Here is a 14,817-nt window from a genome sequence, read left to right as displayed (position 1 = left end):
TTCCCGGTCAAGACACCGGGAACTGATTATGTTCAAACGGGAGTAGCTCAGTTGGTAGAGCACCGGTCTCCAAAACCGGGTGTCGGGAGTTCGAGCCTCTCCTCCCGTGCTAATATTATTGAAATGAAGAAGATAGTAGCTTATTTTAAAGAAACTTACGACGAACTTGTTCATAAAGTGTCGTGGCCTACGTATTCTGAACTTACTAACAGTGCAGTAGTTGTTTTATATGCTTCCCTGCTTATTGCATTGGTAGTGTTTGCGATGGACTTCTGTTTCCAACATTTAATGGAATTTGTTTATCCACATTAAAAAGAAGGAGAAATGTCTGAGATTGAAAAGAAATGGTACGTTCTGCGTGCTATTAGCGGAAAAGAAGCTAAGGTAAAGGAATACCTTGAAGCTGACATTAAAAACAGCGACCTTGGTGATTATGTGTCTCAGGTATTGATTCCTACCGAAAAGGTATATCAGGTTCGCAATGGTAAGAAAATTGTGAAAGAGAGAAGTTATCTCCCTGGTTACGTTTTGGTGGAGGCTGCTTTGGTAGGTGAGGTTGCTCACCATCTGAGAAATACTCCTAATGTGATAGGGTTCTTGGGTGGATCGGAAAAACCCGTTCCTCTGAGACAGTCGGAAGTGAATCGTATACTTGGTACAGTCGATGAATTGCAGGATGCCGGCGAAGAGCTGAATATCCCGTATGTAGTCGGCGAGACTGTAAAGGTGAATTACGGTCCGTTCAGTGGATTCAGTGGAATCATTGAAGAAGTGAACACCGAGAAGAAGAAGCTGAAGGTCATGGTAAAGATATTCGGTCGGAAAACTCCGCTCGAATTGGGCTTTATGCAAGTAGAAAAAGAATAGTACAGGTGTTACGCTGTAATGTTCTTTATTAATGTTTATATATAAATCAATTAAAAAATGGCTAAAGAAGTTGCTGGACTAATCAAATTACAGATTAAAGGAGGCGCGGCAAATCCATCACCTCCCGTTGGACCTGCTCTGGGTTCTAAGGGAATCAACATCATGGAGTTTTGCAAGCAATTCAACGCCAGAACCCAAGACAAAGCAGGAAAGATTCTTCCTGTGATTATCACTTACTACGCAGATAAGTCTTTCGATTTTGTAATCAAGACTCCTCCCGTTGCTATTCAATTGCTTGAAGTGGCTAAGGTAAAGAGTGGTTCTGCTGAGCCTAACCGTAAGAAAGTTGCCGAGATTACTTGGGAACAGGTTCGTACGATTGCTCAGGACAAGATGGTTGACTTAAACTGTTTCACTGTCGAGGCTGCCATGAAGATGGTTGCCGGTACAGCTCGTAGTATGGGTATCGCTGTAAAAGGGGAGTTCCCGGTTAATAACTAATAAACTTCAATTAGAATGAGTAAACTGACAAAAAATCAAAAGTTGGCTGCAGAAAAAATTGAAGCAGGGAAAGCATACTCTCTCAAGGAAGCTGCTCAGTTGGTAAAGGAAATCTCTTTTACTAAGTTTGACGCTTCTCTGGATATCGACGTACGTTTGGGCGTTGACCCGCGTAAGGCTAACCAGATGGTGAGAGGTGTTGTATCACTTCCTCATGGCACTGGTAAAGTTACACGCGTTTTGGTGCTTTGTACACCGGATGCTGAAGCTGCTGCAAAAGAAGCCGGAGCTGACTATGTTGGTCTTGACGAATATATTGAAAAGATCAAAGGTGGATGGACTGATATTGATGTAATCATCACTATGCCGTCTATCATGGGTAAGATTGGTGCACTCGGTCGTGTACTCGGTCCTCGTGGATTGATGCCGAACCCGAAGAGTGGCACTGTAACTATGGATGTTGCTAAAGCTGTAAAAGAAGTAAAACAAGGTAAGATCGACTTCAAGGTTGACAAGAGTGGTATTGTTCATACTTCAATCGGTAAAGTTTCATTTAGTGCTGATCAAATTCGCGACAATGCGAAAGAATTCATCTCTACTTTGAATAAATTGAAACCGACCGCAGCCAAGGGTACATATATCAAGAGTATTTATCTTTCTAGCACGATGAGTGCGGGTATCAAGATTGACCCGAAATCTGTAGAAGAAATCTAATAAAACGGAGTAATAATGAGAAAGGAAGATAAAAGTACGATTATTGAGCAGATTGCTGCTACAGTTAAGGAATACGGTCACTTCTACTTGGTAGATACCACTGCTATGAACGCTGCTGACACAAGCGCGTTGAGAGCATTATGCTTCAAGGCTGACATCAAATTGATGGTAGTTAAGAACACATTGCTTCACAAGGCATTGGAAAGCCTGGAAGAGGATTATTCTCCGCTTTACGGATGCATGAAGGGTACAACCGCTGTAATGTTTTGCAACACAGCCAACGCACCTGCAAAATTGCTGAAAGATAAGGCTAAGAACGGTATTCCCGGATTGAAGGCTGCATATGCAGAAGAAAGCTTCTATGTTGGTGCTGACCAGTTGGATGCTCTCGTAAGTATCAAGAGTAAGAATGAAGTTATTGCTGAGATCGTTGCCTTGCTGCAATCACCGGCCAAGAATGTTATTTCTGCTCTGCAATCAGGTGGTAACACCATTCACGGAGTTCTCAAGACTCTCGGTGAACGTCCCGAAGCGTAACTTCGGAAACAAAAAAACATCAATTTATTTTAGTATTTAAACAATTAAAATCATACAAAAATGGCAGATTTGAAAGCTTTTGCAGAACAATTAGTTAACTTGACAGTAAAAGAAGTTAATGAACTTGCAACTATCCTGAAAGAAGAATACGGTATTGAACCTGCTGCTGCAGCTGTTGCTGTTGCTGCTGGCCCTGCAGCTGGTGGTGCTGCTGCCGCTGAAGAAAAGACTTCTTTCGATGTAGTATTGAAGAGCGCTGGCTCAGCTAAACTTCAAGTAGTTAAAGCCGTTAAGGAAGCTTGCGGTCTTGGTTTGAAGGAAGCTAAAGACATGGTAGACGGTGCTCCTAGCGTAGTAAAAGAAGGTTTGGCTAAAGACGAAGCAGAATCATTGAAGAAAACATTGGAAGAAGCTGGAGCTGAAGTTGAACTTAAATAACATTAGCCTGTAAATCAGGTAATTCGGTAAGGAACCCTTCGCGAAAAGGGTTCTTTACCTTTTTGTGTATATATTTAAAATTAAGTTCTACAAATCCATTAACAGATGTCTTCAACTACTGTAAATCAAAGAGTTAATTTTGCTTCGACTAAGAATCCGCTGGAATACCCGGATTTCCTGGAAGTACAATTGAAGTCATTCAAAGACTTTTTACAACTGGACACCCCACCCGAGAAACGTAAGAACGAGGGACTGTATAAAGTATTTGCTGAAAACTTCCCCATTGCCGATACAAGAAATAATTTTGTTCTTGAGTTTTTGGACTACTATATTGATCCGCCGCGTTATACCATAGACGAATGTATAGAGCGAGGGCTTACTTATAGTGTACCCTTAAAGGCAAAATTAAAATTATACTGTACCGATCCCGACCACGAAGATTTTGATACGGTTATTCAGGATGTGTTCCTGGGCCCTATCCCTTATATGACGGACAAAGCTACGTTCGTCATCAACGGTGCGGAGCGTGTTGTTGTGTCACAGCTTCACCGTTCGCCGGGTGTGTTCTTCGGTCAGAGCGTACATGCCAACGGTACTAAGTTGTACTCAGCCCGTATCATCCCTTTCAAGGGTTCTTGGATTGAGTTTGCTACCGACATCAACAATGTCATGTATGCCTACATCGACCGTAAGAAGAAGTTGCCGGTAACCACATTGCTGAGAGCCATCGGTTTTGAGAATGACAAGGACATTCTTGAAATCTTCAACTTGGCAGAGGATGTGAAGGTGAACAAGACGAATCTCAAGAAGATTGTAGGTCGTAAGTTGGCGGCGCGTGTATTGAAAACATGGATTGAGGATTTTGTAGACGAAGATACCGGTGAAGTTGTTTCCATCGAGCGTAACGAAGTCGTTATCGACCGCGAGACAATAATCGAGCCGGAGCATGTTGACATTATATTAGAGTCAGGTGTTCAGAATATCCTCGTACACAAGGAAGAGCCGAACCAGTCTGACTACTCTATCATATATAACACCCTTCAGAAAGACCCGAGTAACTCGGAGAAGGAAGCAGTGCTTTACATCTACCGCCAGTTGCGTAATGCAGATCCTGCCGATGATGCCAGTGCACGCGAGGTTATCAACAACCTGTTCTTCTCAGAAAAGAGATATGACTTGGGTGATGTAGGCCGTTATCGTATCAACAAGAAGTTGAACCTGACGACCGACATGGACGTTCGCGTCCTCACGAAGGAAGACATTATTGAGATTATCAAATATCTGATCGAGTTGATTAACTCGAAGGCGGATGTCGATGATATTGACCACTTGAGCAACCGTCGCGTACGTACGGTAGGCGAGCAGTTGTCCAACCAGTTCGCTATCGGTCTGGCACGTATGTCACGTACCATCCGCGAGCGCATGAACGTTCGTGACAATGAGGTATTCACTCCGATCGACCTGATCAACGCCAAGACAATATCTTCCGTTATCAACTCGTTCTTCGGAACGAACGCCCTGTCCCAGTTCATGGACCAGACCAACCCGCTTGCCGAGATTACCCACAAGCGCCGTATGTCTGCGCTGGGTCCCGGTGGTTTGTCGCGTGAGCGTGCCGGTTTCGAGGTGCGTGACGTGCACTACACCCACTACGGTCGTCTTTGTCCGATCGAGACTCCTGAAGGTCCTAACATCGGTTTGATTTCTTCACTTTGCGTGTTTGCCAAGATCAACCAGCTTGGTTTCATCGAGACGCCCTACCGCAAGGTGGCCAACGGAAAGGTAGACCTTTCGGACGAAGGTCTGGTTTACCTCACAGCCGAGGAAGAAGAAGAAAAGATTATCGCTCAGGGTAATGCACCGCTGAACGATGACGGAACTTTCGTTCGCGACAGGGTAAAATCCCGTCAGGATGCCGACTATCCGGTTGTTGCTCCTGATGAAGTCGAATTGATGGACGTATCTCCCCAGCAGATTGCTTCTATTGCGGCATCTTTGATTCCGTTCTTGGAGCATGACGATGCCAACCGCGCATTGATGGGATCTAACATGATGCGTCAGGCAGTTCCTTTGTTGAAGAGTGAAGCTCCGATTGTAGGTACAGGTATCGAGCGTCAGCTCGCACGCGATTCACGCACGCAGATTACTGCCGAGGGTGAAGGTGTGGTTGACTTCGTGGATGCTACCACGATCCGTATTCTGTACGACCGTACGGAAGAGGAAGAGTTCGTAAGTTTCGAATCTGCACTGAAAGAATATACTATCCCCAAATGGCGTCGCACCAATCAGAACATGACAATCGACCTCCGTCCTATTTGCGAGAAAGGTCAGCGTGTGACGAAGGGGCAGATCCTTACCGAGGGTTACTCAACCGAGCAGGGCGAGCTTGCTTTGGGTAAGAACCTGTTGGTGGCATACATGCCTTGGAAGGGATACAACTATGAGGATGCCATCGTGTTGAACGAACGCGTGGTGCGCGAAGACCTTCTGACTTCCGTACACGTCGAAGAGTACTCTTTGGAAGTTCGTGAGACGAAGCGTGGTATGGAAGAGTTGACTTCCGACATTCCTAACGTGAGCGAAGAAGCCACCAAAGACCTCGACGAGAACGGTATTGTCCGCGTGGGTGCACGTATCGAGCCGGGTGACATCCTGATTGGTAAGATCACTCCGAAGGGAGAGTCCGATCCTTCTCCGGAAGAGAAGTTGCTTCGTGCTATCTTCGGTGACAAGGCAGGCGATGTGAAGGATGCTTCCTTGAAGGCTTCTCCTTCTTTGAAGGGTGTGATTATCGGCAAGCGTCTGTTCTCCCGCGTCATCAAGACCCGTAGTTCCAAATTGGCGGACAAAGCGTTGCTGCCGAAGATTGACGACGAGTTCGACGGCAAGGTGGCAGACCTGAAGAAGATATTGGTGAACAAGCTCCTGAAGCTCACCGAACGTTACACGTCGGAGGGCGTGAAGGACTACATGGGAGCCGAAGTGATCAGCAAGGGCGCCAAGTTCTCCGCTTCCGATTTCAGCGACATGGACTTTACTGCCATTCAGTTGAGCAACTGGACAAAAGACGAGCACACCAACGGACTGATACGTGCATTGGTGATGAACTTCATCAAGAAATATAAAGAGCTCGATGCAGAGTTGAAGCGTAAGAAATTCGCTATCACTATCGGTGACGAGCTGCCTGCGGGCATCATCCAGATGGCTAAGGTCTACATTGCCAAGAAGCGTAAGATCGGTGTCGGTGACAAGATGGCCGGACGTCATGGTAACAAGGGTATCGTTTCCCGCGTGGTGCGTCAGGAAGATATGCCGTTCTTGGCAGACGGTACTCCGGTGGATATCGTGTTGAACCCGTTGGGTGTGCCTTCACGTATGAACATCGGTCAGATATTCGAGGCTGTTTTGGGACGTGCCGGTAAGAATCTGGGAGTGAAGTTTGCTACTCCTATCTTCGACGGTGCCACGTTGGACGACCTGAACGAGTGGACCGACAAAGCAGGGCTTCCCCGTTACGGCAAGACCACTTTGTACGACGGTGGTACGGGTGAGGCATTCGAGCAGCAGGCTACGGTGGGTGTGACCTACATGTTGAAACTCGGCCACATGGTTGAGGACAAGATGCACGCACGTTCCATCGGTCCGTACTCACTTATTACGCAACAGCCGTTGGGTGGTAAGGCACAGTTCGGTGGCCAGCGTTTCGGAGAAATGGAGGTTTGGGCGCTCGAGGCATTCGGTGCGGCGCACATTCTGCAGGAAATCCTGACTATCAAGTCTGATGATGTCGTAGGGCGCTCCAAGGCTTACGAAGCAATCGTTAAGGGCGAGCCGATGCCGGCTCCGGGTATCCCCGAATCACTGAACGTATTGCTGCACGAGTTGAGAGGTTTGGGCTTAAGCATCAACTTAGAATAAATTGAAATTTTGAGGATTGGGGATTGGGAAGCGGATGCTTCCCGGTTTCCGGTTCCCGACTTATCAACATTTATTTTTCAATTTTTAATTCTCAATTATCAATTATATATAAAAGTATGGCTTTTAGAAAAGATAACAAGATAAAGAGTAATTTCTCGAAAATCTCTATCGGTTTGGCTTCTCCCGAAGAAATCCTTGAGAATTCGAGTGGTGAAGTTTTAAAGCCTGAAACCATCAACTATCGTACGTATAAGCCGGAGCGTGACGGTTTGTTCTGCGAACGCATTTTCGGTCCTATCAAGGACTACGAATGTCATTGCGGCAAGTACAAGCGTATCCGTTACAAAGGCATTGTCTGCGACCGTTGTGGTGTGGAAGTGACAGAAAAGAAAGTACGTCGTGAGCGTATGGGACACATCCAGTTGGTTGTGCCGGTGGCTCACATCTGGTATTTCCGTTCGCTTCCCAATAAGATCGGTTATTTGCTGGGCCTGCCCACCAAGAAACTCGATGCCATTATCTATTACGAGCGTTATGTAGTTATCCAGCCGGGTATATTGGAAGGCGAGGTAGCACAGTTCGACCTGCTCGAAGAAGGAGAATACCTGGATCTGTTGGAAAAGTTGCCAAGCGACAACCAGTACCTCGAAGATTCAGACCCCAATAAGTTCGTTGCCAAGATGGGGGCGGAGGCCATTTATGACCTGCTGTCGCGCATCGACCTCGACTCATTGTCTTACGAACTGCGTAATCGTGCAGGCAGCGATGCTTCACAGCAGCGCAAGACGGAGGCATTGAAGCGTCTTCAGGTTGTTGAGTCTTTCCGCGCGTCACGCGGACGCAACAAGCCCGAATGGATGATTGTGCGCATTGTGCCGGTTATCCCGCCTGAGCTTCGTCCGTTGGTTCCGTTGGACGGCGGCCGTTTCGCCACTTCCGACCTGAACGACCTCTACCGTCGCGTCATCATCCGTAACAACCGCTTGAAGAGACTGATTGAGATCAAGGCTCCCGAAGTGATTCTGCGTAATGAGAAGCGTATGTTGCAGGAATCTGTCGACTCATTGTTCGACAACTCCCGTAAGTCGAGCGCAGTGAAGACTGACGCCAACCGTCCTTTGAAGTCACTTTCGGACAGTCTGAAAGGTAAGCAGGGACGTTTCCGTCAGAATTTGCTGGGTAAGCGTGTCGACTATTCCGCACGTTCCGTAATCGTTGTGGGTCCGGAGTTGAAGATGGGCGAGTGCGGTATTCCTAAACTCATGGCAGCCGAGCTCTACAAGCCGTTCATCATCCGTAAGCTCATCGAGCGCGGCATCGTGAAGACGGTGAAGAGTGCCAAGAAGATTGTGGACCGTAAGGAACCTGTCATCTGGGACATTCTGGAACACGTAATGAAGGGACATCCGGTGTTGCTGAACCGCGCCCCGACGCTTCACCGTCTGGGTATCCAGGCGTTCCAGCCGAAGATGATCGAAGGCAAGGCAATCCAGCTCCACCCGTTGGCATGTACGGCATTCAACGCCGACTTCGACGGTGACCAGATGGCCGTTCACTTGCCTTTGAGCAATGAAGCCATTCTGGAGGCACAGATGCTGATGCTCCAGTCGCATAACATCTTGAACCCTGCCAACGGTGCGCCTATTACGGTGCCTGCACAGGACATGGTACTCGGTTTGTACTACATCACCAAGCTGCGCAAGGGAGCCAAAGGCGAAGGTCTTACTTTCTACGGTCCCGAAGAGGCGCTTATTGCCTACAACGAAGGCAAGTGCGACATTCACGCGCCTATCAGCGTCATCGTGAAGGACGTTGACGAAAACGGCAACGTGGTGGACAAGATGATGCACGACACTTCGGTGGGACGTGTCATTGTAAACGAAATTGTTCCTGCCAAAGCAGGTTACATCAATACGATTATCTCCAAGAAATCACTTCGCGACATCATCAGCCACGTAATCAAGGTTTGTGGTGTGGCAGAAGCAGCCGAATTCCTTGACGGAATCAAGAACCTCGGTTACCAGATGGCCTTCAAGGGCGGTCTTTCGTTCAACTTGGGCGACATCATCATCCCTGAGGAGAAGGAAGCGCTGGTGCAGAGAGGTTACGAAGAGGTGGAGCAGGTAATCAACAACTATAACATGGGTTTCATCACCAACAACGAGCGTTACAACCAGGTGATCGACATCTGGACACACGTAAACTCCGAGTTGTCGAACATCCTGATGAAGACCATTTCGAGCGACGACCAAGGGTTCAACTCCGTATATATGATGTTGGATTCCGGTGCTCGTGGTTCTAAGGAGCAGATCCGCCAGCTTTCAGGTATGCGTGGTTTGATGGCGAAGCCTCAGAAGGCGGGTGCCGAAGGCGGTCAGATCATCGAGAACCCGATTCTTTCCAACTTTAAGGAAGGTTTGTCGGTGTTGGAGTACTTCATCTCCACCCATGGTGCCCGTAAGGGTCTTGCCGATACCGCTTTGAAGACGGCGGATGCCGGATACCTCACCCGTCGTCTGGTGGACGTGTCGCACGATGTGATTATCAATGAAGAAGACTGCGGCACACTCCGCGGGCTAGTTTGTACGGCTTTGAAGAACAACGATGAAACCATCGCTACGCTGTACGAACGTATCCTGGGACGTGTATCCGTACATGATATTGTTCATCCCACAACCGGCGAGCTGCTTGTTGCGGGCGGTGAGGAAATCACCGAAGCCATTGCGCAGAAGATTGAGGACTCTCCGATTGAGAGTGTTGAAATCCGTTCCGTATTGACCTGTGAATCCAAGAAGGGCGTGTGTGCCAAATGTTACGGACGTAACCTTGCCACCAGCCGTATGGTTCAGAAGGGTGAGGCTGTGGGCGTGATTGCCGCGCAGTCCATCGGTGAGCCGGGTACACAGTTGACGTTGCGTACGTTCCACGCCGGTGGTACGGCAGCCAATATCGCTGCCAACGCAAGCATCGTGGCTAAGAATCCTTCCCGTCTGGAATTTGAGGAACTCCGTACGGTAGACATCATCGACGAAGCGGGCGAACCTGCGAAGGTGGTGGTGGGCCGTCTGGCGGAAGTGCGTTTCGTGGATGTCAATACGGGCATCATACTCTCCACGCACAACGTGCCTTACGGTTCCACGCTCTATGCAGCCGACGGTGAAGTGGTGGAAAAAGGAAAGCTCATTGCCCGTTGGGACCCGTTCAACGCGGTCATCATCACCGAAGCTACGGGTAAGATTGAGTTTGAAGGCGTCATCGAGAACGTCACCTATAAAGTGGAATCCGACGAATCCACCGGTTTGCGCGAAATCATCATCATCGAGTCCAAGGACAAGACGAAGGTGCCTACTGCGCATATCATGACCGAGGACGGCGAGCTGATCCGTACATACAACCTCCCTGTGGGTGGTCACGTGGTAGTGGAAGACGGCCAGAAGGTGAAAGCCGGCGAAGTAATCGTGAAGATTCCGCGTGCCGTTGGTAAGGCGGGTGATATCACCGGTGGTTTGCCTCGTGTCACCGAGCTGTTCGAGGCGCGTAACCCGTCCAACCCTGCTGTGGTTTCCGAAATTGATGGCGAGGTTACAATGGGTAAGGTGAAACGCGGTAATCGTGAAATCATCGTTACCTCCAAGACCGGGGAAGTGAAGAAATACCTCGTGCCGTTGTCCAAGCAGATACTGGTGCAGGAAAACGACTACGTGCGTGCCGGTACTCCGTTGTCCGACGGAGCCACTACGCCTGCCGACATCCTTGCCATTAAAGGTCCTACGGCCGTACAGGAATATATCGTGAACGAGGTGCAGGACGTTTACCGCCTGCAGGGTGTGAAGATCAACGACAAGCACTTTGAAATCATCGTTCGCCAGATGATGCGTAAGGTTGAAATCGACGAGCCGGGCGATACGCGCTTCCTTGAGCAGCAGGTAGTGGACAAGCTGGAGTTCATGGAAGAGAACGACCGCATCTGGGGCAAGAAGGTGGTGGTAGATGCAGGAGACTCCCAGAACCTGCAGCCGGGACAGATTGTCACTGCCCGCAAGCTGCGTGATGAGAACTCCATGCTGAAGCGCCGCGACTTGAAACCCGTTGCAGTGCGTGATGCGGTTCCCGCCACTTCTACGCAGATTCTTCAGGGTATCACCCGCGCTGCTTTGCAGACTTCGAGCTTCATGTCGGCCGCTTCCTTCCAGGAGACGACGAAGGTGCTCAACGAAGCTGCCATCAACGGCAAGGTGGACCGTCTGGAAGGTATGAAGGAGAACGTGATTTGCGGTCACCTGATTCCTGCCGGTACAGGCCAGCGCGAGTATGAAAAGATTATTGTCGGTTCAAAAGAAGAGTACGACCGCATGCTTGCCAACAAGAAGACGGTGCTCGACTATGCTGTCGATGAAAAAGCGGAAGAGTAATATATAACGCTGATACAATCACTGATTTTGATAATGAAAGAAGAGGGCTCCGCCGGACGGGGTTCTCTTCTTTCTTTTTTTTGAAAAAAAATGCGGCGGGCGGATTCGGATTGCATCCTCAGGGGAAATTCCGGTATCCTGCGGGGATAATCGGGTTTGTTGGGATTTTATGCATCCGGCGCTTTCGGGAGAATCAAAAAAAACAAGAAAATGGACCTGTATCTATTTTGGTTATTTCTTTTATATTGGTTTCACAAAGTGTTTCACCTGCTGTTCCAGTTTTGTCTGTAAGGGGCTGGGAGATAGCGTGTAAACTGTTTCACTTGCTGTGTCATGAACTGTTTCAGTTTTATGTGGTGATTTTTTATCGAAAAGAGGCTTGTTTCAGGGTTCGCCCAGCACCGCCACGATGAGTGACACTTGCCGGGGGGTGTAGGAGTGGTCGCGCTTGTTCTCTCCGGTTGCGGTGAGTGCGTCGGTGAGCTGGCGGTTGCGCCGTATCCACGCACGCAGCTTCCGCATGGCGGAGACGAGGGGCATGTTGGGGTTGTAGAGGTGTGCAAGTTCTGCTTTCTCGTAGGTGCGGATGATGAATCTTTCGTCTTTTTCCATTTCTTCTTTCATGTTTTTGTATGCTTTTAAGTTTATGTAAATATACTGATTATTAGCGAGATATGCAAGTTTTTTGTGTGATTAAAGTCTGAATAAATACAAATAAGGCTCTCGGCGACGCGGGGCGGTCTGCCTTGCGGGCGGCATGCCCTATCTTTGCAGGGTGAGGAAATGACAGATGTTTAACTTAAGAAAAAGCAGGAGAGAGTAGACTATGGCTTGTAGAGAAATTGATTTGATTGTGATTCACTGTTCGGCCACGCGTGCCGACCGTTGTTTTACGGAGCACGACCTTGAGGCGGCCCACCGCCGCCGGGGATTCAACGGATGCGGCTATCACTTTTATATCCGCAAGAACGGGGATATAAAAACCATGCGCCCCGTCGGGCGGATTGGGGCGCATGCACGAGGCTGCAACGCACGTTCCATCGGCATCTGCTATGAGGGCGGATTGGACGAAAAAGGGAGGCCTGCCGATACGCGTACCGGGTGGCAGCGCCATTCGCTGCGCGTGCTGGTGCGCACGTTGCTGCTGGACTATCCGGGCTGCCGCATCTGCGGACATCGGGACCTTAGCCCCGACTTGAACGGGAACGGAGAGATTGAACCCGAAGAATGGGTGAAGCAATGCCCTTGCTTTGAGGTGTCGAAAGAGCAGTGGTAAAAATGGGGTGGGGTGTTTTTTAAACGTTCGTTTGAAAACACAAAGATAATAACATGAAGATAGAACCGCAAATTTTATTCAAAATATTTTAATTATAATTTATTGAAACAGAATTATAATCCTTATTACCAATTGATTAAACAGTCTATGAAGTGTGAAAAAATCTTTTTCAAATAACCGGTGACAGCATGCGTGACAGAATGCTGAAAGGGTGTTCTTTAAACGAACGTTTAAAAAACAGACCACATGAAACAACTCGCTGTAATACTGCTGTTTATGGCATGCTTTGTAGAAAGTAGGGCGAGTGGCGCTCTTGCTGACGATTCTCTGTATTGTTTTCGTTTTGTTCGGGGCAAAGGCATGTTCTACGTACCCTACAAGGGGAACGGGCAAGCGTTGGAGCGCCTTATGGTCTTGATAGGCATGCATCGGGAAGACATCCTTTCGGGCAACATTCCGGTATTTGTGGAGGGTTTTTGCCCCGACCGCAAGACTGCCCGCGAGCGCAGCAACCGCGTGAAGAGCGAAATGATACTGCGGGGCGGTTTGCACGAAGCATGCTTCCGCACCGTCAACCATGTGCAGGAAGGCGATTATGTGGAAGTGCGTCTGAGGCTTCCCGCCGCACCGCAGGCTTCGGAGCAGGCGGATGATGCAGACGCGGTTTCCGAAACGGAGAATATGCCCCATGACATAGATACCACTCATTGCGCTGCAGATACGGCGATTGTTCCGGCAGCCTCCTTGTCTGCGTCGCCGCTTGGCTCGCAGCCGGACAAAGACGGACGGCACGACTTCGGGTCGGCCTTTGCGCTCCGCACCAACCTCTTGCGCCTTGCCACCCTCACCGCCGATTTCGGCTTGGAATATCGCATGGCGGATGCCCGCATCGCCATTCTCCTGAACGGCACTTATGCCGACTGGGGCTGGAAAGAGAAACAACGCCGCTACAAAATCTGGCGTGTCTCCCCCGAAGCACGCTGTTATCTCGGCACCCGCCGCCGCGGCTTTCTGGGAGCCATGTACCACCGGGGCGGTTTCCACTACAAACTGGATGCTACGGGCAAGGCCGGCGACTATCAGGGCGGAGGCATTACGGGCGGTTACCGCCTGCCCCTCACCCGTCATTGGGCTTTCGACTTCCATGCCGCCGCAGGCTATACTCGTGCCGAATACGACGAATACACCCGCATCGGGACGGTCAACGTCCTCCGCAACAAAAGCGGAAAACTCGTGAAAGATTATTGGGGCATCAATCAGCTGGGCGTTTCCCTGCTGTACGATTTCTGAAAACAAAGAACAGTAACCGATGAACTTATGAAGAACCCTATATTTTCAAAATCATGTCTTGGGTGGCTTGCCCTGTGGGTGGCGTTTGCCGCCTGCGAGCGCGACGACACTTTCTGCAACACGCCGCATCCCGCCGAAGGCGCCTTGCTGCTGCACACCGGCTATGCCGGCAACTACTACATGAAGGTGCAGGACTACCACACGAGCGTTCCCGCGGCCGATTTTCCCTGTCCGCAGGTCTTTGCTCCCGGCAGCTATACGCTCTCCGTATTCAACCTGCCCGAAGGCATGGAGCGTGCGGACAACCGGGTGGGCGTGGCATCCCTGCCGGACGGCACGCTGCTTCCGCAACCCGGAGTGCTCTATGGCAATGCCGCAACCATAGGCATTGCGGCGGACGACACCCTTGCGGTGACTCTTCCGATGAAGCAGCTCACCCGCCGCCTGACGCTGAAGATGAAGCTGGCGGGCGGCAACCCCGGCATTCTGGCAGGAACCGAAGCCTCCATAACCGGCATTGCCCCTGCATTGGACATCGCTGCTTTGAAGCTGCAGGGCGATCCTGCTACGGTGCGTCCTGTCTTTGTGCGCGAAGGCGATGTGCTGACGGCGGAGCTCAACTTGCTGGGTACGGCTGCGGATGTGCGGCAGGAGTTCATCATCGTGCTCATTGCCACCGACGGACAGCGGCAGACGCTGGCGCGTGACATGACCGGGGCGCTCTCCGACTTCAACCGGGGAACAGACCCCATGACGCTGGACGCCACGCTGGAGCTGATGAACGATGCGCTGCCCGATGCGGACATCACCGACTGGGTGCCCTCCGGAAGCGAGGAGGGGGATGCTGTGTGAAACGGACAGACG

The 14,817-nt window shown here is 49.9% G+C and carries 12 protein-coding genes and 1 tRNA gene; 12 read left to right on the top strand and 1 reads right to left on the bottom strand.

Annotated features, from left to right (window positions below; translation table 11 throughout):
- Window positions 1–36: 36 nt before the first annotated feature.
- From NQ546_RS01260 to rpoC, 9 genes are all read left to right on the top strand, one after another.
- Window positions 37–109: transfer RNA gene (locus NQ546_RS01260), tRNA-Trp, on the top strand.
- A 14-nt stretch (window positions 110–123) separates the two neighbouring features.
- Complete coding sequence (gene secE, locus NQ546_RS17365; RefSeq protein WP_004291288.1) at window positions 124–312, top strand: preprotein translocase subunit SecE; 189 nt, start codon at window positions 124–126, stop codon at window positions 310–312.
- A gap of 12 nt (window positions 313–324) precedes the next feature.
- Window positions 325–867, top strand: a complete 543-nt coding sequence (gene nusG, locus NQ546_RS01255; protein ID WP_004291287.1) for a transcription termination/antitermination protein NusG — start codon at window positions 325–327, stop codon at window positions 865–867.
- Between the two features lie 57 nt (window positions 868–924).
- Window positions 925–1,368, top strand: a complete 444-nt coding sequence (rplK, locus tag NQ546_RS01250) for a 50S ribosomal protein L11 (protein WP_004291286.1) — start codon at window positions 925–927, stop codon at window positions 1,366–1,368.
- A gap of 15 nt (window positions 1,369–1,383) precedes the next feature.
- Window positions 1,384–2,082, top strand: coding sequence for a 50S ribosomal protein L1 (rplA, locus tag NQ546_RS01245; RefSeq protein ID WP_004291284.1), 699 nt, complete (start codon window positions 1,384–1,386; stop codon window positions 2,080–2,082).
- A 15-nt stretch (window positions 2,083–2,097) separates the two neighbouring features.
- Window positions 2,098–2,619, top strand: coding sequence for a 50S ribosomal protein L10 (gene rplJ, locus NQ546_RS01240; protein ID WP_004291281.1), 522 nt, complete (start codon window positions 2,098–2,100; stop codon window positions 2,617–2,619).
- Window positions 2,620–2,679: 60 nt separating this feature from the next.
- Complete coding sequence (gene rplL / locus NQ546_RS01235) at window positions 2,680–3,057, top strand: 50S ribosomal protein L7/L12 (RefSeq protein WP_004291279.1); 378 nt, start codon at window positions 2,680–2,682, stop codon at window positions 3,055–3,057.
- Between the two features lie 105 nt (window positions 3,058–3,162).
- Window positions 3,163–6,975 (top strand): DNA-directed RNA polymerase subunit beta, encoded by a 3,813-nt coding sequence (gene rpoB / locus NQ546_RS01230; RefSeq protein ID WP_004291274.1) that lies wholly within the window; start codon window positions 3,163–3,165, stop codon window positions 6,973–6,975.
- Window positions 6,976–7,091: 116 nt separating this feature from the next.
- Window positions 7,092–11,387, top strand: coding sequence for a DNA-directed RNA polymerase subunit beta' (gene rpoC / locus NQ546_RS01225; protein ID WP_004291272.1), 4,296 nt, complete (start codon window positions 7,092–7,094; stop codon window positions 11,385–11,387).
- Window positions 11,388–11,771: 384 nt separating this feature from the next.
- Here rpoC and NQ546_RS01220 read toward each other — a convergent pair whose 3' ends face one another.
- Complete coding sequence (locus NQ546_RS01220) at window positions 11,772–12,011, bottom strand: DUF4248 domain-containing protein (RefSeq protein ID WP_004291268.1); 240 nt, start codon at window positions 12,009–12,011, stop codon at window positions 11,772–11,774.
- A gap of 202 nt (window positions 12,012–12,213) precedes the next feature.
- On the opposite strand from NQ546_RS01220, the gene NQ546_RS01215 reads away from it, so the two are divergent.
- The 3 genes from NQ546_RS01215 to NQ546_RS01205 all read left to right on the top strand — a co-directional run bounded on the left by NQ546_RS01215 (window position 12,214) and on the right by NQ546_RS01205 (window position 14,805).
- Entirely contained in the window at window positions 12,214–12,663 is a 450-nt protein-coding gene (locus NQ546_RS01215) for an N-acetylmuramoyl-L-alanine amidase (RefSeq protein WP_004291266.1), read from the top strand.
- 246 nt (window positions 12,664–12,909) lie between these two features.
- Window positions 12,910–13,953 (top strand): DUF3575 domain-containing protein, encoded by a 1,044-nt coding sequence (locus NQ546_RS01210; protein ID WP_004291265.1) that lies wholly within the window; start codon window positions 12,910–12,912, stop codon window positions 13,951–13,953.
- A 27-nt stretch (window positions 13,954–13,980) separates the two neighbouring features.
- The gene (locus NQ546_RS01205; protein WP_004291263.1) at window positions 13,981–14,805 is read left to right on the top strand and encodes a FimB/Mfa2 family fimbrial subunit; all 825 of its coding nucleotides are present in this window, start codon (window positions 13,981–13,983) and stop codon (window positions 14,803–14,805) included.
- Window positions 14,806–14,817 lie beyond the last annotated feature (12 nt).

The organism is Bacteroides eggerthii, from assembly GCF_025146565.1.
GTDB lineage: Bacteria > Bacteroidota > Bacteroidia > Bacteroidales > Bacteroidaceae > Bacteroides > Bacteroides eggerthii.
Note: the sequence above shows the minus strand (reverse complement) of the source record. Positions and strands in the feature narration are given on the sequence as shown.